Genomic DNA, 18,368 nt, shown 5'->3' with positions numbered 1-18,368 from the left:
CTTTTGTTATACGCTACGCTTTGATCGTTGATAAAACTACCATAAGCTGCCAGTTGTGTGATCATCCTTGCAGAAATGAAACGTCCCTGTATGGCGCAAAATCCGCGGAAGTTATAGTCAGGGCATGATTTTACTGCTGTTGAACATCGTCACACCGATTTGTTACACGTAATACAAATCACACTCAACATAGCGATAAGCCAACGGCAAATAACAGCTACTCACTCCGGGGAATGTGGATGTCCAATATACGACTGAGGAATGTCACCAAAAGGTTCGGCAGCACGGTGACGCTGCACCAGGTCAATCTCGACATTGAAGATGGCGAGTTTGCCGTCTTCGTCGGCCCTTCCGGTTGTGGAAAATCGACGCTACTGCGCATGATTGCCGGGCTGGAAGAGGTCAGCGAAGGAGAAGTACTGATCGGCGATGAGGTGATGAATGATGTCGTGCCCGCCCGCCGCGGCGTGGCGATGGTCTTCCAGTCCTATGCGCTCTATCCGCACATGACGGTGGCAGAGAACATGGGCTACGGGCTGAAGGTGAATAAAGTGCCGAAAACGGAGATCCGTCGCCAGGTGGAAATGGTGGCTAAAACGCTGCAGCTCTCGCACCTGCTGGATCGTAAACCGAAGCAGCTCTCTGGCGGCCAGCGGCAGCGCGTGGCCATTGGCCGGGCGATCGTGCGTAATCCCCGGGTGTTTATGTTCGATGAGCCGCTCTCTAACCTTGATGCGGAGCTGCGCGTCGATATGCGCCTGCATATTGCCCGTCTGCACCAGGAGCTGAAGACCACTATGGTGTATGTCACGCACGATCAGGTGGAGGCGATGACGCTGGCCGATAAAATCGTGGTCATGAACTACGGGAAAGTCGAACAAATGGGTTCGCCGATGGCGCTGTACTACAATCCTGTCAACAAATTCGTCGCCGGCTTTATCGGCTCGCCGAAGATGAACTTTCTGCCGGCTATCGTCAGCGACTGGCAGCCGGAACGCTTAACGGTCACCCTCGCGCAGGACCATCAGCTGGCCCTGAATATCGCCACCCAGCCGCTGAAGCCCGGCGCTGCGGTGACGCTGGGGATCCGGCCGGAGCACCTCACCCCGGAAGTCGCCACCGGTACCGTGGTGGAGTTTCAATGTGAAGTGGTGGAGCGTCTGGGCAACAATACCTATCTGTTCGGCCAGTGCTACGGCCACGACAACGTCAAGGTTCTGCTGCCCGGCGACGTCCATTTCCGCCCCTGGCAGAAAATTAAGCTGGCTTTCGATGAGCGCTTCTGCATGGTGTTTGATGAGAACGACCTGCGCATCAGCGCTGATATCCCGGCGCCGGATGCACACTAGCTAACATATTGCTGTCATCTGCGCAGCGTATGCTGCGACTGAATGCCGGAACACACCCTGCCCGGCATTCACACCCTCATTTTTATTCTGCTACATCGGAATCATCCTTCTCTCCCGGCATCGCAGCCTGTTGTGATGCCGGCTTTTTCCCCAAACGACGCGTTTTCTCCCGCTGCACCCGAATTATCTTTCGCATATACTGATGACACCCGGCGAACGATAAGGACACAGGCATGAGGACCCGGCATCTGATGGCGCTGTTTACAGGAGTGCTGATACTGGCCATCATCCTGCCCATTTCACTCAGCATCTGGCAGGCGGCGCGGCAGGCCAAAATGCAGTTCTATCGTGAACTGGATGACTATTCCAACCGTATCGTCGTTCGGACGCTGCAGGTTGCCGACCAGGCCCGGGAAGCGTTACGAGAGGCTGACGCACACACCGCCGCCTCCTGTAGCCCTGAACATCTGCTTACGCTCCGCCGCATCGCCTATACCCATCGCTACATTCAGGAAGTGCTCTGGCTGCGTGATTCCGTGCCGCAATGCTCCTCCCTGGAAGACCATAGCGTCGCGGTCACCTTCCCCCCGCCGGACCATATTGCCCCCGACGGCTATCGCACCTGGCTGACCTCAATTAACGATCTTGGCCTCGATCATCAGATGACGGCCATGGGCAGCCGGCAGCACATGGTGATGATCGACCCCGTCTCCTTTATTGATGTCGTTCCCGCCAGCGAAGAGAAGATCCATACCATGCTGTTTGGCCTGGACCACCAGAAAATGGTGATCAGCAGTCAGCCGCTGCCGGCGAAAGTCTGGCAACGCATTAAAGATCCGCATGTGGATATGCTTACTCTGGATAACACAGTCTACCGGATCCAGCGCATTCCCGAGCTGGGCTCTGGCATCGTAACCTGGTCTTCAACCTTGCCGCTGCAGCAGCGCATTCGACAGCAGCTGTTCTTCTGGCTCCCTGCCGGCATTTTCACCAGCCTGCTCGCCACCTGGCTGCTGCTGCGTCTGCTAAGGCACCTGCGCTCACCGCGCAACAGCATGCTGGACGCCCTCAATTCCGAAGCGATTCAGGTTCACTATCAGCCGATTATTTCGTTGCAGGACGGGAAAATTGCCGGGGCCGAGGCCCTGGCCCGCTGGCAGCAGCCCGATGGCACTTTTTTATCGCCGGATATCTTTATTCCCCTGGCCGAGCAGACCGGGCTCATCACGCAGCTGACGGAAGATATCGTCAGGAAAATTTTTACCGATCTCGGTCCCTGGCTGCGGCAGCGGCCGGAAGTGCACATATCCATCAACCTGTCGGTAGATGATTTACGCTCGCCCACCCTACCGACGTTGTTACACGATCAGCTGCAGCACTGGGGGATCGCTGCCGAACAGATCATCCTTGAAATCACCGAGCGCGGGTTTGTCGACCCGGAGACCACCATGCCGGTGATCGCTCACTACCGTCAGGCCGGGCATCGGATCTCGATTGATGACTTTGGCACCGGCTACTCCAGCCTGAGCTATCTGCAGAAACTGGACGTCGACACGCTGAAAATCGATAAATCTTTTGTCGATACCCTCGAGTACCGGCCGCTGACGCCGCACATTATTGAAATGGCCAAAGCGCTCAATCTGGCCACCGTCGCCGAAGGGGTGGAAACCGAAAGCCAGCGCGACTGGCTGCGCCAGCACGGCGTTCAGTACGCCCAGGGGTGGCTTTACAGCAAAGCGCTGCCAAAAGAGCAGTTCATTCTGTGGGCAGAGCATAACCTCCATGCGCATTAAGCGGCGGGTGGCTTGAGCGGAACGTCAGGGGGCGCTACTTCAGATAGGATTTAATCACCTGCATCACCGTCTCCAGATCCGCTTCGCGCTGCTTCTCGTCAGGCTCTTTCACCACATGGTCGGTAAGATGCCCCTGAATAACCTGCAGCATCATACCGTTGACCGCGCCGCGAATCGCCGCCAGCTGCTGTAGCACCTCAGCGCACTCATGCTCGCGATTAAGCATTTTCTCTAACGCGGTACTCTGCCCCTGAATTTTCTTCAGCCGGGTCAGTAACATCTTTTTGTGTCGAACTGTATGTGACATTGCACGATCCACCGTTTCATTCTGTCCGTGATTACCGACCTTCATCATCAGTAACGCCTGCCAGCATACCATGATCCCTTTTGTCAGCCGCTTTTTCTACTGGGGGGTAGTATTTTACTACTGGGGGGGAGTAGGATAAACGCACTTTTGGCAAGGATCCCGATATGAACGATTTCACTTCCCTTCTGCAGCAGGGCAATGCCTGGCTGTTTATACCCAGCGCAATACTGCTCGGCGCGCTGCACGGCCTTGAACCGGGCCATTCAAAAACGATGATGGCCGCCTTTATCGTGGCGGTGCGGGGAACGTTAAAACAGGCGGTACTGCTGGGGCTGGCGGCCACGGTTTCCCATACGGCGGTGGTCTGGCTGATCGCCATGGCCGGCCTGTGGTTTGGCCGCGGCTGGAACGCCCAAACCTCTGAACCCTGGTTTCAGCTGGTCTCAGGGATTGTCATTGTGCTGATTGCCTGCTGGATGCTCTGGCGCACCTGGCGCGAATCGCAGCCTCACACGCACCATGAGCACCACCATGAACATGAGCACCACCATGAACATGATCACCACCATGACCATGATCACCGCCATGACCATGATCACCGCCATGACCATCACCATGCGTCCTCATCCGCCGCGCCGCTGGTGGCGGAGGAGTGGCAGGACGCGCATCAGCGGGCTCATGCTCAGGAGATCAACCGGCGCTTTGATGGCCGCCAGGTGACGACCGGGCAGATCGTGCTGTTTGGCCTGACCGGGGGGCTGATCCCCTGCCCGGCGTCCATTACCGTGCTGCTTATCTGTTTACAGCTGAAGAAATTCTCCCTGGGCGCCACGCTGGTGCTGGGCTTTAGCGTTGGTCTGGCGCTGACGCTGGTGGCTTCCGGGGCCATCGCCGCCCTGAGCCTTAAACATGCCACCCGCCGCTGGCCGTGGCTTAACGACCTCTCGCGCAAGGCGCCCTGGTTCTCAGGCTTACTGATTATTGTGGTGGGGATCTACATGATGCTTCATGGCCTGAGCGGCCTGTAAGCGATGAAAGGCCCTCTCCGTGATGAAGAGGGCGATGGGTTAATTCAGGAGACTATTTCCCGGGGAGGGCTGACCGCGTTGCGGCTGACGGGCTGGCTGAACCACGGTAGGCACAGCTGGATCAGCGGCCCAATCGACAGCGCGTAGATGACGGTTCCGACGCCAAATTTGCCCCCCAGCAGCCAGCCAATCAGCAGTACGGAAAGCTCGATCGCCGTCCGGATACCGCGCAGTGACCAACCAGTGCGAGCATGCAGACCGGTCATCAGGCCATCGCGCGGCCCGGGGCCAAAGCCCGCGCCAATATACATTCCGGTAGCTATAGCGTTCAGCACAATCGCTCCTGCCAGCAGCGCACTGCGCGCCACCATCGACTCCAGCGGCGGCAGGACGGCCAGCGTGGCGTCCGCCGCTAGTCCCAGCACGATGACATTGCTCACCGTGCCGAGCCCCGGCATTTGCCGGATCGGGATCCACAGCAGCAGTACCGCCGCGCCGGTCAGGATAATCACCGTACCGAAACTGATACCCAGCTGTTTAGCCACCCCGAGATGGAAAACATCCCACGGATCGGCGCCGAGATTGGCATGCACGAAGAGCGCCGTGGACACGCCGTAAAGCACCAGACCAATATATAACTGCAGCAGGCGACGAAGCATATTTTTTCCTCAACATCATTGCGAATGCCCTCATCATCAGCAAAAATGGACTGATAATTAATGGTCAGTTTTGGAAAAGTGGATCGCTATGTCAGCCCGACGCTTTGGAACCCAATCGCTGGTACGCCTGCTCGGCAACTGGCAGGAGACCAGCTCACGCACGCCGCTATGGCGCCAGCTGGCGGAAGCGCTCCGCCTGCTGATCCTTGATGGTCGCCTGACGCTGCAAACGCGCCTGCCCGGCGAGCGCGAGTTGGCGGCGGCCCTGAACGTCAGCCGGACCACCATCGCCAGCGCCCTCGGCCAGTTGCGGGAGGAGGGCTTTCTCTACAGCCGCCAGGGGAGCGGGTCACGCATTGTTTTGCCGGAACGCCCCGCCGATCTTCCTCTGCCTGCCGGCATCTCATCTACGCTTAATCTATCTACCGCCGCCCTCAGCGCCGGGCCGGAGGTCCATCAGGCCTTCCAGCACGCTATGACCCTGCTGCCGCCCTATCTCGCACAGACTGGCTATGACCAGCAGGGGCTGCCGGTGCTGCGGGAGGCGATTGCCCGGCGCTACAGCGAACGCGGTCTGCCGACGCGGCCCGATGAGGTGATGGTGGTCAACGGCGCGCTCAGCGCCTTCGCGCTGATCCTGCGCCTGTTCACCGGGCCGGGCGATCGGGTGGTTATTGACGCCCCCACCTATCCGATGGCCATCAGCGCCATTCAGGGCGCCTCCTGCCGCCCCGTCGGGGTTGCGCTTCCGCAGCAGGGATGGGACTGCGATGGACTGGCGGCGACTATTGCGCAGACTGCGCCACGGCTGGCGTGGCTGATGCCGGATTTTCACAACCCCACCGGACGCTGTATGGATGCCCCCACCCGCCAGCGGGTTGCGGACATCGCCGCCAGGACGCGAACAACGCTGGTAATCGACGAGACCATGGCCGACCTTTGGTATAACGCGCCGCCGCCCCCACCGCTGGCCAGCTTCAATCCCGATGCCGCGGTGCTCACCATTGGTTCGGCCGGGAAAAGCTTCTGGGGGGGACTACGTATCGGCTGGATCCGCGCCAGCGCACGGACCATCGCCTCGCTTATTCAGGCCCGCGATTCGCTGGATTTGGGTACGCCGCTGCTGGAGCAACTGGCTTGCTGCTGGCTACTGGAAAATGCCGCCACACTGCTGCCGCCGCGGCGGGATATGCTCAAGGCGCGCCGGGACATGTGCGAAACGCTGATGGCGGAATATTTTCCCCGCTGGCGGTTTTCGCCACCGGAAGGTGGGCTCTCTTTTTGGGTGGAACTTCCTGACATGCTGGCCACCCTGTTCTCTGCGCGTGCGGAAAGCCAGGGGATCCATATCGGCACCGGTACGCGGTTTGGGCTGGAAGGGGCGTTCGATCGCTATTTACGTCTGCCGTTTACGCTGCCGGATGAAGCATTGCGCCGGGCCTTCTCCACGCTACAACCGCTGTGGCAAAGCCTTGCTGAACAGAAGGAAAATACACGTTTGCGAAAAATAATATAAGAAAATAGCGACGGGCTGACTTCAGCCCGTCAAATGGCCTTCATCCATGAGGTATATGAGATGTTTTTATAAAATTGCCTGGCTATCCTGCCCTCTGGTTATGGCAACCCAATGACAGAAAGAAGGCAATTTCATTAATGCTGGCGCGGAATAGGAAACCCTTTCAGGGAAATAATAAAGCCATCTTCATCTTTTTTGATTTTAGCGCCGGTGTCACACCAGTCGGAAGCAATGCGAAAGAACTCATCACTACCGATATTCCAGTTCAGGCGGACGTGTTTTACGTATCCTGAGCGCAACATATCGCAAGCTTCGCTATAGTTGCTGGCTGTAGAGAATTGTTGTTTCATTTTTTCTTCTTCAGAAGTTTTCTTAATGCTTTGATTTCTTTAGGGGTAAGTGGCGTTGCTTCCTCTTCGGTATGCTGGCTGTCAATGTCCTCTTCCGTCACCCCCGCCTCACCTGCTGACTCCTCCAGCTGAAAAGCCAGCTGCAGCAGCTTTTCCGTTGCCGTTCCCAGGTTCTCGTTATTAACTTCCGCAAAATGACGCAACTTTTCTTTTAGCTCTGCGTCAATTTTTACATTCAAAACCACTGTGGTCATAGCTACGCTTCCCGTGCAATAAAATCATCATAATTAATACACGAAGTTAACATGCTGATCCAGAGATATATTTTACAGCATGAGCCTGGCAACAAATTCCCATCAGTAAGATGCGCTTTATTTATGACATGCAAATGACATTAATATTTCAGTAGTATTTCAGATTTATGACAAGTAAATATTATGGAATAAAAGAAGGGGGTTTTAACAACAAAAACTAATATGCGATCTTTATCAGAAATTAATTATTGCAGGAGTAAAAACCGGACAAATATAAGGGAAACACCAGGCGGGAGAAATGGGTGGGGGCCCTGCCAGCTACATCCCGGCACACACGTCGTCTGCTCTGGCTGCTTCCTTCCGGACCTGACCTGGTAAACAGAGTAGCGTTGCGGGAGAACCAACAGAGCCCCCATTGAGAGCGTTAGTTGCCTAACGCGCTGGCGCATTATCCCTGCTGACCTGGTGAATTGCAAGCTCACACCGTCCGCCTGCTGGTTTATTGCGCAATAACGCGAATAAAACCAGCCACTCACGGTCAGCCTGTGAGATTGCGAGCCCGCGCTCAGCACACATCCGGGTTATCCACCATACTTATCCTCTTCGTCCTCTTTTATCACCAGTACATTGTCTCGACGGTAATCGAATGACTGACTCATCACCACAGACCATCACTCTGCCTTTACCTGCTATTGAAGGGATGACCATCGCCTTTCAGGGCGTAAACTACCTGCGCCCTGAAAAAATGCTCGACTTCGCGACCATCAGTCCCGCGCCGGTGCGGGCGGTTACGCCGCTGGCGCTGCTCTATTCCACCGTCGGCGTGCTGCGCCAGGTGGAGCTACGCAAGCTGCCGGTCTATATCAGCGGTCGGGTGGTGTACCCTATCTCGTCGTTAACCATGCCGGGCCTGCGCGCGAGGCTGATCATCAACGCCACTTCGCAGCGGTTGAAATTTCTTGAGAGTCTCATCGCCAGCTCAGCCTCCGACAATGTCCATGGCATGCAGATCCTCGGCCTCGCTCTGACGTTCACCGTCGAACAGGCCGCCTGACCCAGGCCGGCTGTACAGCTCCTGGCTTAGCGCTTATGCTGACGTTTTGCCGGTAACAGGACAGAAAATGGCTCCGCACGACACATTTCCCCAACGCGTCTGGCACATCGTGGCGTCGATACCGGAAGGGTATGTCACGACCTACGGCGAGGTCGCCCGGCTGGCAGGTTCACCGCGCGCGGCGCGCCAGGTGGGCGGCGTATTGAAGCGTCTGCCGGAAGGGTCCACCCTGCCATGGCATCGGGTAGTCAATCGCCATGGCGATATCTCCCTCACCGGCCCCGATCTACAGCGGCAGCGTCAGGCGCTGCTGGCCGAGGGTGTGCAGGTCTCCGGCAGCGGCCATATCGATCTCCAGCATTATCGCTGGGTTTATTGAAGGCAAAAAAAAGCCCCCATCCGGGGGCGTAGCGAGCTTACTGGGCGACAGGAACGGCGGTCTGCTGGACCGGAACCAGCGTCAGGTCGGCATGAGTGCCGCCCTGGTTTATTACCGTCTGCACGGTATCGGTAATAAACATCAACTGGCCGTTAACCGTGATCGCCGCGCTTAGCAGAATGCGAGCGTTCGGTTGAATATCTGCCGGGTTGTAAGGCAGCGCAAAGTTAAATGGCGCCTGTTTGCCTTCGGTACGCACCGCTTTTTGCGACAATACGCGGGCTGGCGCATCTGCCAGAGAAGCATCCGACAGGGTCACCGTCAGTACCGCATCCGGCGGTAAAGCGATTCTCTGGCGGATATTAATCGTCCCCGTGACGCTCGGCTGCTGCTGCGCCACGCTCAGCGTCGCGATACCGTAAGGGTCGGGCGCGGCCGCCTGCGTCGAAGAATTGTTCGAGTGGTGATTAGCACAGGCGGTCAGCGTCGCGGCGACGGCTAAGGCACTAAACATATAGGCAAATTTCATGATGTTCTCCTTATCATCCCTTAATACCCAGGAGGATGTTCCGCCGCTTCGCCGGCAGGAACTTTCGTGTCGTCAATAAGTGTGGCACAGATCTCAGATTTGTTCCTGTTAACAGGTCGTTATTCAGATTATTACACCCATCGGACCACTTGCGATTCCAGGTTATACTTGGCCACATTACGCGCGCTGCGCCGCTATTGTTAATTGAGGATAAGTATGAGTCAGGCACTCTCTAACCTGCTGGCATTATTAGATCTGGAAAAAATTGAGGAAGGGTTGTTTCGCGGGCAGAGCGAAGACCTGGGGTTACGTCAGGTTTTTGGCGGCCAGGTAGTGGGTCAGGCGCTGTATGCGGCAAAAGAGACCGTGCCCGTTGAGCGTCTGGTTCATTCGTTTCACAGCTACTTTCTTCGCCCCGGCGATAGCCAGAAGCCGATCGTTTACGATGTGGAGGTGCTGCGCGACGGCAACAGCTTCAGCGCCCGTCGGGTCGCCGCCATCCAGAACGGGAAGCCGATTTTCTATATGACCGCCTCCTTCCAGGCGCCAGAGAATGGCTATGAGCATCAGAAAGCAATGCCGGCCGCCCCCTCCCCTGACGGCCTGCCTTCGGAAACCGATATCGCTCGCAAGCTGGCGCATCTCCTGCCGCCGCAGGTGAAAGACAAATTCCTCTGCGATAAACCGCTGGAGATCCGTCCGGTGGAGTTTCATAACCCAATGAAAGGCCATATCGCCGAACCGGTGCGCCAGGTCTGGCTGCGCGCCAACGGCGCCGTCCCTGACGATCTGCGTATTCATCAGTATCTGCTGGGCTATGCTTCAGACTTTAACTTCCTGCCGGTGGCGCTGCAGCCGCACGGCGTTGGTTTCCTTGAGCCCGGCATGCAGGTCGCCACCATAGACCACTCTATGTGGTTCCACCGGCCGTTTAATATTAATGAATGGCTGCTTTATAGCGTCGAAAGCACCTCGGCCTCCAGCGCCCGCGGCTTCGTTCGCGGCGAATTCTACACCCAGGATGGCACGCTGGTTGCCTCAACGGTTCAGGAAGGGGTGATGCGCAACCGCAACGCATAAAAAAAGCCTCCCGGACGGGAGGCTTTTCGCTATCAGGAGAGAATGGCTTTTTTATCAGGCGTTATAGGCATTTTCGCCATGGCTGTTGACGTCCAGCCCTTCGCGCTCCTGCTCTTCCGGCACGCGCAGCCCGACGGTCATATCCGCCACTTTGTAGCCGATGAACGCCACAACGCCGGACCAGACCACGGTGATGGCGATACTTTCCAGTTGCACCAGCAGTTGATGGCCCATGGTGACGCCTTCCGCATAACCGACGCCGCCCAGAGAAGTCGCCGCGAAGATACCAGTCAGGATACAGCCGACGATGCCGCAGACGCCGTGAACGCCGAAGACGTCGCAAGGATCATCCACACGCAGCCAGCGTTTCAGCGCAGTCACGCCCCAGATACCCGCCAGGCCAGAGGCGATACCGACGATCAGCGCCCCGCCGACACCGATATAACCACACGCCGGCGTAACGCCAACCAGACCGGCAATTGCCCCGGAGCAGGCGCCCAGCAGTGAAGGTTTGCCGCGCAGAGCCCATTCGCCAAAGGTCCACGCCAGGATAGCCGCAGCGGTCGCCACGACGGTGTTAACGAACGCCAGGGCCGCAATTTCATTCGCTGCGCTGGCAGAGCCGGCGTTGAAGCCGAACCAGCCCACGTAGAGGATAGCGGTGCCAGTGAACACCATCGGCAGGTTATGCGGTTTGAACGCTTCTTTGCCGAAGCCCACGCGTTTGCCCATCATATAGGCGCCGACCAGCCCGGCGACCGCGGCGTTGATGTGCACAACGGTGCCGCCGGCGAAGTCCAGCGCGCCATGGGTCGCCAGCAGACCGCCGCCCCAAACCATATGCGCAATCGGCACGTAGGAGAGTGTCATCCACACCACCACGAAGATCAGTACCGCGGAGAAACGAATACGTTCCGCCAGCGCCCCGACAATCAGCCCGACGGTGATGCAGGCGAACGAGCCCTGGAAGGCCACGTGGATATACTGATAGAAGGTGCCCATCAGCGCTTTCAGCTCAATATTTTTCAGCATCACCCAGTCAAAGCTGCCGAAGAAGCTGCCGCCGGTGCCGAAGGCCAGGGTATAGCCATAAATCACCCACAATACGCAGACCAGGCCAAAGGTGACAATCACCTGAGTCAGCATGGACAGAACGTTCTTACCGCGGATCAGGCCGCCGTAAAACAGCGCAATCCCCGGGATAGTCATAAACAGAACCAGCGCGGTGCAAATCATCATAAACGCGTTATCGGCTTTGTCCGCCACCGCAGGCGCGGCCATCGCCAGCCCCGGCAGAAGGGCTAATGCCCCCAGACCCGATTTCATTGTTGCCATTTTCATTGTTTCGTTCCCCATCACTGTGTGGTCTGGAAATTACAGTGCCGCTTCGTCAGCTTCGCCGGTACGGATGCGAATGACGCGCTGCAATTCAGCGACGAAAATTTTGCCGTCGCCAATTTTTCCGGTGTAAGCCGCTTTGCTGATGACATCGATGACTTCATCCAGCTGATCGTCGGCAATCGCCACATCAATCTTCACTTTTGGCAGAAAGTTGACGCTATACTCGGCGCCGCGGTAGAGCTCCGCGTGACCTTTCTGACGGCCAAATCCTTTGACTTCAGTGACCGTCAGGCCCTGAATGCCGATGGAAGACAAAGCTTCACGCACGTCTTCCAGTTTGAATGGTTTGATTACCACGGTAACCAGCTTCATAAGTCCCCTCCAGTCAGTATTCGGTAATGGCCGCAGCTAACACGATGGATATAAAGCAAGGGCTATGCCAGAAATGAAAAAAGGCCGCAAAGCGGCCCTTTGATGGCAAAAAACAGGGGACAGGTCAGGCAATATCCTGCGCAACGGCGCCTGGCGCGCAAAAATGCACCACAACGGTGCATTTGATGTAACGTTTTTGCACCATGGCAGGCCGCCCAGCGTTCCCTGCCTGCTGGTGGTGCATCAGGCGCTGAGCGACTCCTCTCTGGCGCTGGCCGCCAGCTCTTCGCCGGCCAGCTGCAGCTGATACATCTGCCAGTAGCGGCCTTTCGCCGCCAGCAGCTGCTGATGGGTGCCCCGCTCGACAGCCTGACCTCGATGCAGAACCAGGATGGTATCGGCCTCCACAATGGTCGACAGCCGATGGGCAATAACCACGAGGGTGGTATGCTGGCGGACCTTCGCCAGCGCCTGCTGGATCGCCTGCTCGGTACCGGAGTCGATGTTTGCCGTCGCCTCATCCAAAATCAGTACCTGCGGGGTGTCCACCAGCACGCGAGCCAGCGCCAGCAGCTGCTTCTGCCCGACGGAGAGATTATTGCCCTGCTCGCCCAGTTGGGTGTACAGCCCATCGCTCATGCTGCGCGCCACCGCCGCCAGCTGCACCGCCTCCAGCGCTTCCCAAACCTGCGCCTCACTGATGTCCCGGCCCAGCGCGACGTTGGCGTAAAAGGTATCCGCCAGCACTACGGGATCCTGTTGCACCATCGCGATGCCCCGACGCAACGCGCTGTGGCTGAGGGATGCGAGCGGTCGACCATCGATGCGGATCTCGCCGTGGGTTAACGGGTAATAGCCCATCATCAGACTGGCGAGGGTACTTTTTCCGCTGCCGGTATGTCCGACCAACGCCACGAAGCTGCGGGAGGGAATATCCAGCGTGATATCCTGGAGAACCAGACGGTCCCCCCGGTAAGCAAAGGAGAGATGGTCAATTTCCACCCGACCGCTGCTCAGCGGCGCGTCATCCCTACCCCACGCCTGGCGCGGGCGATCCATCAGCTCGAAAACGCGCTCGCCGGCGACCACCGCCTGCTGCAGCATCGACTGCTGGGTGGTCAGCTCGATAAGCGGCTCGTTAAGGCGTCCAAGATAGCTGATAAACGCGTACAGGACCCCAACCTCGATCGTGCCCACCGCGCTAAAGCCGAACAGCATCAGCAGCCCGCACAGCACCAGCGAGGAAAAAAGGCTCAGCAGCGGGCGCAGCAGAAAACCGTCCAGGCGCAGCGTCTGCATCCGCGCCAGATAGTGGGCATAGCTGGCCTCGCGCATCCGTTCGCCAAAGCGCGCCTGCTGGCGGAACTGCTGGATGACGCCCATGCCGTTGATCACTTCGTTGAAGCCATCGTTGATGTCGGCAAGCCAGGCGCGCACCCGCCGCACGATCGGCGTGCTATAGCGCTGATAGATAATCATCACGATCAGCACCGCCGGGAAAATCGCGATCGCCACCAGCGCCATCCGCCAGTCGAGGCTAAACATCGCCACCAGCATCGCGCCGATCAGCGCGGCGCTGCGCAGTACCGTAGCCACCACCGTCACGTACAGATCGCGAATGACTTCCGTATCGTTGGTTACCCGTGAGATAAGCTGCCCAACCGGCTGGGTATCAAACTCGCTGAGCGGCTGATGCAGGGCGGCATCCATCACGTCGCTGCGCAACTGCTGGACGACGCCGACCGCGGCGCGGTTAAACAGCAGCGACTGGTTATAGTGCAGGAGCGCCGCCAGCAACTGCAGGCCGATATAGGCTACCGCCAGGCCGGCCACCAGCTTCAGCGGCAGCGTATGTTTCGCCACCATGTTGTCGATGAAATAGCTGATAAGCAGCGGGCCGCTCACTTCCGCCGCCGCCGCAATCCACATCATCGCCACCGCGATGGCCAACGGCTTGCGCCACGGTGAACCATAGGCCAGCAGGCGTTTAAGCGTCGGCCAGAGTTCGGTAAAGCTACGCATCCAGGGCCTCCTCTTGCGTCTGCGGAACCTCGTCGAGCGCGGCCTCCAGCTGCTGATATCGATACATGTCGCGGTACCAGCCGGGCTGCACGGCCAGCGCCTCGTGGCGGCCTCGCTGGGCAATATGCCCATGCTGCAGTACCAAAATTTCACTGGCCTCGGTGAGCGCCGACAGGCGGTGGGCGCTGATAATGACCGTCCGCCCCTCCCCCCACTGGCGCAGGTTATGCAGGATCTGGTGCTCGGTGCGGCCATCCACCGCCGATAAGGCATCGTCGAGGATCAAAATTTCGGCCTCCAGCAGCAGGGCGCGAGCAATAGAGATGCGCTGTTTCTGGCCGCCGGAGAGCATCACGCCGCGCTCGCCCACTTCGGTCTCGTAGCCCTGAGGCAGACGCAGAATGTCGTCATGCACGCTGGCCAGTTGAGCAACCCGCTCAATCTGCGCCTGCGTCGCGTCCGGTTTTCCCAGCGCGATATTATTGGCGACGGTATCGGAGAATAAAAATGGCGTCTGATTGACCACCGCCAACCGGGCGCGCCAGCTGTCGAGCTGCAGAATCGGCAGCGGCAGATCGTGAAAGCGGATCTCGCCGTGAGTGACGTCAAAATGGCGCTGCAGCAGCGCCAGAATGGTGCTTTTGCCGGCGCCCGTCGGCCCGCAGATGCCCAGCATTTGCCCCGGCTGGAGAGTAAAATTTACCTGCTCCAGCGAAGGTTTGCTCGCCTGCGGATAGATGAAATCGCGGATAGCAACCTGCAGGACGCCGCGGCCTGCCGGCACCGCCTCGGTCCCGTCATCCACCGCCGGCGCCTCTTCAAGCATCGTGCGGATACGACCATAGGCCGCGCTACCGCGCTCCACGATGTTAAACATCCACGCCAGCGCCAGCATCGGCCAGATCATCAGGCCAAGATACATCACGAAGCTGGTCAGCTGGCCCAGGGTCAGGCTGCCGTGGATCACCATCCAGCTGCCGCCGCCGATGGCCAGCAGGTTAGCGGCCCCGATGGCGATATAGATGGTGGGGTCGAAGCGGGCGTCAATGCGTGCCACGCGCATGTTTTTCGCGCCGGTATCGGCAGCATCGGCAGCAAACTGCGCCGACTGGCGATCCTCCAGCCCAAACGCCTTAATCATGCGGATGCTGGTCAGGCTCTCCTGCGTGCGATCGTTGAGGCTGGAAAAGGCCGCCTGAGCAACGCGAAAACGTTCGTGAAGCGCATCGCCGTTACGTTTGATCGCCAGGGCCATCAGCGGCATCGGCAGCAGCGCCAGCAGAGTAAGCTGCCAGCTAATCTGCGTCGACATTACAATCAATACCGCACAGCCCATCACCAGGGAATCCACCAGGGTTAATACTCCTTCGCCAGCGGCAAACACCACCCGGTCCACGTCATTGGTGGCGCGGGCGATAAGATCCCCGGTGCGATGGCGCAAATAGAACGCCGGATGCTGGCGGCTCAGTTGCCGGTAAAAATCTTCCCGCAGCTCAACCGCCAACTGGTAAGAAGCGCCGAACAACAGCACGCGCCAGACATAGCGCAGCAGGTAGACCATCACCGCGATCAGCACCAGCGCGCCGATCCACATCCACACCTTCTCCGCGGTGTAATGCTGTTGCGTCACGCCGTCGACCACAATGCCCACCACCTTCGGTGGAATAAGCTGCAGGACGGCAATAATGACCAGCAGGGCAATTGCGCCAAGATAGCGGCGCCACTCCCGGCGGAAGTACCAGCTGAGTTGAGCAAATAATCGCAAGCAATAAAATCCTGATTTTGTAATGGGTTACGGCGCAATACCGTTATTCGACAGGCAAGGCGGTGGTATATTTTATCTGTTCCATGGCAAAACTCGAAGTGACATCCGACAGACCGGGCACACTGTTCACTAAACGTTTATAAAAGTCGTCATAGCGTTTCATATCAGCCACCTGCACCCGTAGCAGGTAGTCATACTCCCCCGCCATCCGCCAGAAGCCGAGCACTTCCGCCATCTGCGTCACTTCGCTCACGAACTGACAGTACCAGTCGCTGCTATGATGCTGGGTCTTGATCAGGACGAACGCCGTCAACCCCAGCCCCACCTTTTCCGCGTCCAATAGGGCGACGCGCCCGCGGAGAATACCCTCGTCTTCGAGCCGTTTCAGGCGTTTCCAGCAGGGCGTGGTGGTCAGATTAACGGCATCGGCCAGCGCCTGCAAAGAGAGGGTGCAATCTTCCTGCAGTAGCGCCAGCAGCTTACGGTCAATTTTATCTAGCATTGGGCATCCTCAGAGAAAATTTTGCTCTCATAATGGTAATCCACAGGTTAAATGGCAACAATTTTTCCTGCGCTTTCCGCTAAGCTAGGCACAAAATGACAAACAGGAAATCACGATGAATAGCGCCTGGGTTAAACATGCCATTAGCGAAATCAACGCTGACTATCAGCGCTCCGCCGACACGCACCTGATCCGTCTGCCGCTGCCCGCTTTTCCGGGCATCCACCTGTATCTGAAAGATGAAAGCACCCACCCCACCGGCAGCCTGAAGCATCGCCTGGCGCGGTCGCTGTTTCTCTATGGCTTGTGCAACGGCTGGATCAAAGAAGGCACGCCAATTATAGAGTCCTCCTCAGGGTCAACCGCCGTTTCGGAGGCCTATTTCGCCCGCCTGCTGGGGCTGCCGTTTATCGCTGTGATGCCCTCCTGCACCGCCAGACGCAAAATCGAACAGATCGAGTTCTACGGCGGACGCTGCCATTTTGTGCAGAGCGCCGGCGAAATCTACGCGGCTTCCGAAACGCTGGCCCGCGAGCTGAACGGCCATTATATGGATCAGTTTACCTTCGCCGAGCGGGCCACCGACTGGCGCGGCAACAACAATATCGCCGACAGTATTTTCCGCCAGATGAGCCATGAGCCGCACCCGCAGCCGTCATGGATCGTCATGAGCGCCGGCACCGGCGGCACCTCAGCGACCATTGGCCGCTATATTCGCAGCCAGGGCTACGAGACGCAGCTGATGGTCGTTGATCCGCAGAATTCGGTGTTCCTCGATTACTGGCAGACCCGCGACGCCAGCCTGCGCAGCCCGGTCGGCAGCAAAATTGAAGGCATCGGACGGCCGCGCGTCGAGCCGTCGTTTATTCCCGACGTTGTCGATGAGATGCTGCGCGTGCCGGATGCGGCGAGCGTAGCCACCGCCCTGTGGCTGGAAACGCAGCTTGGGCGCAAGGTCGGCGCCTCGACCGGCACTAATATGTGGGGCGTATTGCAGCTGGCCGCGCGGATGCGCGAGGAAGGTCGCACCGGCTCGATAGTGACACTCCTGTGCGACAGCGGCGAGCGTTACCTGGAAAGCTATTACAACCCGCAGTGGGTGGCGGACAATATCGGCGATATTGCGCCCTGGCAGGCGGAGATCGCCGGTCTGGTCGAAAGGCGATAAAAAAAGCCAGATAGAAGCCTATCTGGCTTGCTGGAAGGGTCTCTCTATTCGGGGGAATAAGGAAGATCAGGATTATCCAGCCAATGAGTTAAAAAATGGGAGACTGCCTGATTCCGACAGTCGCCAATTACCGGCAGATGCGGCAGCTCGGCTTTCAGCTGCGGCATCGCGTTGCCCATGATGAACCCCCGCCCAACGCTGCCCAGCATCTCGCGGTCGTTCATCGCATCGCCGAAGGCCATGCACTCCTGCAGGGTGAAGCCTAAATGCTGGCTGAGCACCGCCAGCGCCGCGCCTTTATTGCAGCCAACCGGCAGCACCTCCAGACAGTCCATTGCCGAGAAGCAGAGAAATGCGCGATCGCCCAGCGTCTCATTCAGCTGGATCCGCAGACGGCGCAAATCGTCATGATCGCCGCAGAAACAGATCTTGGTGACATGCTGCGCCGACATGCGCTTCAGATCGCACAGTTGATAGTGAAAGCCGCTGAATACATGCGCTTGCAACAATTCAGGCCTTGCCTGGCCGGTGAACCAGCCGCCATCGTTAAAGACGTGCATGCTGGCCTGGGTATCCCATTTGCCGTGCAGCACCGCTTCCGCCGCTTCGGGAGCGAGATCCTGGCGATAAAGCTCCTCCCCTTCCAGCGAATGGATGCGCGTCCCGTTGCCGGTGATCAGAAATGCATCAAGGGAAAATTCGCCAATCACATGGTGCATCTCCAGTACATGGCGGCCGGTGGCGAAGGTCAAGGTGATATCGCGCTCACGCAGCCGTTTCAGCGCGGAAAGCGTCTTTTCTCCAAGACGATGGTCCGGCATCAGCAGGGTGCCGTCCATATCAAATGCCGCCAGTTTTGCCATGGTATATTCCCCGATGTGTGATGGGCTTCGCTTGTCT

Annotated in this window: 19 protein-coding genes and 1 other RNA gene; 8 read left to right on the top strand and 12 right to left on the bottom strand. The window is 58.2% G+C overall.

Features of this window, described 5'->3' with window-relative positions; translation table 11 throughout:
- The first annotated feature begins 239 nt into the window (after positions 1–239).
- Both BHE81_RS03290 and BHE81_RS03285 read left to right on the top strand, forming a co-directional pair.
- A complete protein-coding gene (locus BHE81_RS03290) occupies positions 240–1,349 on the top strand; it encodes an ABC transporter ATP-binding protein (RefSeq protein ID WP_004178760.1) in 1,110 nt (369 codons plus the stop codon).
- A gap of 233 nt (positions 1,350–1,582) precedes the next feature.
- Positions 1,583–3,142, top strand: coding sequence for an EAL domain-containing protein (locus BHE81_RS03285; protein WP_009307950.1), 1,560 nt, complete (start codon positions 1,583–1,585; stop codon positions 3,140–3,142).
- 34 nt (positions 3,143–3,176) lie between these two features.
- Here the strand turns inward: BHE81_RS03285 and BHE81_RS03280 are convergent, their stop codons facing one another.
- Positions 3,177–3,449: a metal/formaldehyde-sensitive transcriptional repressor gene (locus BHE81_RS03280; RefSeq protein ID WP_023316515.1), complete on the bottom strand. Its 273-nt coding sequence runs from the start codon at positions 3,447–3,449 to the stop codon at positions 3,177–3,179.
- A 164-nt stretch (positions 3,450–3,613) separates the two neighbouring features.
- Here BHE81_RS03280 and BHE81_RS03275 point away from each other — a divergent pair, with 164 nt between their 5' ends.
- Complete coding sequence (locus tag BHE81_RS03275) at positions 3,614–4,477, top strand: nickel/cobalt efflux protein RcnA (protein WP_023284740.1); 864 nt, start codon at positions 3,614–3,616, stop codon at positions 4,475–4,477.
- Positions 4,478–4,521: 44 nt separating this feature from the next.
- Here BHE81_RS03275 and BHE81_RS03270 read toward each other — a convergent pair whose 3' ends face one another.
- On the bottom strand, positions 4,522–5,136 hold the full coding sequence (locus BHE81_RS03270; RefSeq protein WP_004183194.1) for a YczE/YyaS/YitT family protein: 615 nt from the start codon (positions 5,134–5,136) through the stop codon (positions 4,522–4,524).
- An 88-nt stretch (positions 5,137–5,224) separates the two neighbouring features.
- Here BHE81_RS03270 and BHE81_RS03265 point away from each other — a divergent pair, with 88 nt between their 5' ends.
- Positions 5,225–6,652, top strand: a complete 1,428-nt coding sequence (locus BHE81_RS03265) for a PLP-dependent aminotransferase family protein (protein WP_004191652.1) — start codon at positions 5,225–5,227, stop codon at positions 6,650–6,652.
- Between the two features lie 134 nt (positions 6,653–6,786).
- Here BHE81_RS03265 and BHE81_RS03260 read toward each other — a convergent pair whose 3' ends face one another.
- From BHE81_RS03260 to ffs, 3 genes are all read right to left on the bottom strand, one after another.
- Positions 6,787–7,002 (bottom strand): hypothetical protein, encoded by a 216-nt coding sequence (locus BHE81_RS03260; RefSeq protein WP_004142688.1) that lies wholly within the window; start codon positions 7,000–7,002, stop codon positions 6,787–6,789.
- Positions 6,999–7,256: a hypothetical protein gene (locus tag BHE81_RS03255; protein WP_004147352.1), complete on the bottom strand. Its 258-nt coding sequence runs from the start codon at positions 7,254–7,256 to the stop codon at positions 6,999–7,001. The genes BHE81_RS03260 and BHE81_RS03255 overlap by 4 nt, the downstream gene beginning before the upstream one ends.
- Positions 7,257–7,565: 309 nt before the next feature.
- Positions 7,566–7,662: signal recognition particle sRNA small type (gene ffs / locus BHE81_RS03250), an RNA gene on the bottom strand.
- Positions 7,663–7,902: 240 nt separating this feature from the next.
- Between ffs and BHE81_RS03245 the strand changes: the two genes are divergently transcribed.
- Together BHE81_RS03245 and BHE81_RS03240 are read left to right on the top strand one after the other, a co-directional pair.
- Entirely contained in the window at positions 7,903–8,310 is a 408-nt protein-coding gene (locus BHE81_RS03245) for a dTDP-glucose pyrophosphorylase (protein ID WP_004178755.1), read from the top strand.
- A gap of 67 nt (positions 8,311–8,377) precedes the next feature.
- Positions 8,378–8,689, top strand: coding sequence for an MGMT family protein (locus BHE81_RS03240; RefSeq protein ID WP_004142687.1), 312 nt, complete (start codon positions 8,378–8,380; stop codon positions 8,687–8,689).
- A gap of 37 nt (positions 8,690–8,726) precedes the next feature.
- Here the strand turns inward: BHE81_RS03240 and BHE81_RS03235 are convergent, their stop codons facing one another.
- Complete coding sequence (locus tag BHE81_RS03235) at positions 8,727–9,218, bottom strand: YbaY family lipoprotein (RefSeq protein ID WP_002891903.1); 492 nt, start codon at positions 9,216–9,218, stop codon at positions 8,727–8,729.
- A gap of 216 nt (positions 9,219–9,434) precedes the next feature.
- Between BHE81_RS03235 and tesB the strand changes: the two genes are divergently transcribed.
- Entirely contained in the window at positions 9,435–10,298 is an 864-nt protein-coding gene (tesB, locus tag BHE81_RS03230) for an acyl-CoA thioesterase II (protein ID WP_002891899.1), read from the top strand.
- A gap of 54 nt (positions 10,299–10,352) precedes the next feature.
- Here the strand turns inward: tesB and amtB are convergent, their stop codons facing one another.
- The 5 genes from amtB to BHE81_RS03205 all read right to left on the bottom strand — a co-directional run bounded on the left by amtB (position 10,353) and on the right by BHE81_RS03205 (position 16,300).
- On the bottom strand, positions 10,353–11,639 hold the full coding sequence (gene amtB / locus BHE81_RS03225) for an ammonium transporter AmtB (protein WP_004152876.1): 1,287 nt from the start codon (positions 11,637–11,639) through the stop codon (positions 10,353–10,355).
- Positions 11,640–11,672: 33 nt separating this feature from the next.
- Positions 11,673–12,011: a P-II family nitrogen regulator gene (gene glnK / locus BHE81_RS03220; RefSeq protein WP_002891893.1), complete on the bottom strand. Its 339-nt coding sequence runs from the start codon at positions 12,009–12,011 to the stop codon at positions 11,673–11,675.
- 243 nt (positions 12,012–12,254) lie between these two features.
- Positions 12,255–14,033 carry a SmdB family multidrug efflux ABC transporter permease/ATP-binding protein gene (locus tag BHE81_RS03215; protein ID WP_004147345.1) on the bottom strand — a complete coding sequence of 593 codons (1,779 nt, stop codon included), beginning with the start codon at positions 14,031–14,033 and terminating at the stop codon, positions 12,255–12,257.
- Positions 14,026–15,798 (bottom strand): SmdA family multidrug ABC transporter permease/ATP-binding protein, encoded by a 1,773-nt coding sequence (locus BHE81_RS03210; protein ID WP_004147344.1) that lies wholly within the window; start codon positions 15,796–15,798, stop codon positions 14,026–14,028. The genes BHE81_RS03215 and BHE81_RS03210 overlap by 8 nt, the downstream gene beginning before the upstream one ends.
- Before the next feature lie 43 nt (positions 15,799–15,841).
- Entirely contained in the window at positions 15,842–16,300 is a 459-nt protein-coding gene (locus BHE81_RS03205) for an Lrp/AsnC family transcriptional regulator (RefSeq protein ID WP_002891873.1), read from the bottom strand.
- A 115-nt stretch (positions 16,301–16,415) separates the two neighbouring features.
- On the opposite strand from BHE81_RS03205, the gene BHE81_RS03200 reads away from it, so the two are divergent.
- Complete coding sequence (locus tag BHE81_RS03200; protein ID WP_009307943.1) at positions 16,416–17,468, top strand: PLP-dependent cysteine synthase family protein; 1,053 nt, start codon at positions 16,416–16,418, stop codon at positions 17,466–17,468.
- A gap of 44 nt (positions 17,469–17,512) precedes the next feature.
- Here the strand turns inward: BHE81_RS03200 and cof are convergent, their stop codons facing one another.
- Positions 17,513–18,331 carry an HMP-PP phosphatase gene (gene cof / locus BHE81_RS03195; RefSeq protein ID WP_004151335.1) on the bottom strand — a complete coding sequence of 273 codons (819 nt, stop codon included), beginning with the start codon at positions 18,329–18,331 and terminating at the stop codon, positions 17,513–17,515.
- Positions 18,332–18,368: the final 37 nt, after the last annotated feature.

It is taken from the genome of Klebsiella sp. AqSCr, assembly GCF_008452795.1.
Taxonomy (GTDB): domain Bacteria; phylum Pseudomonadota; class Gammaproteobacteria; order Enterobacterales; family Enterobacteriaceae; genus Klebsiella; species Klebsiella pneumoniae.
This window is presented reverse-complemented; position numbering and strand designations above follow the sequence as displayed.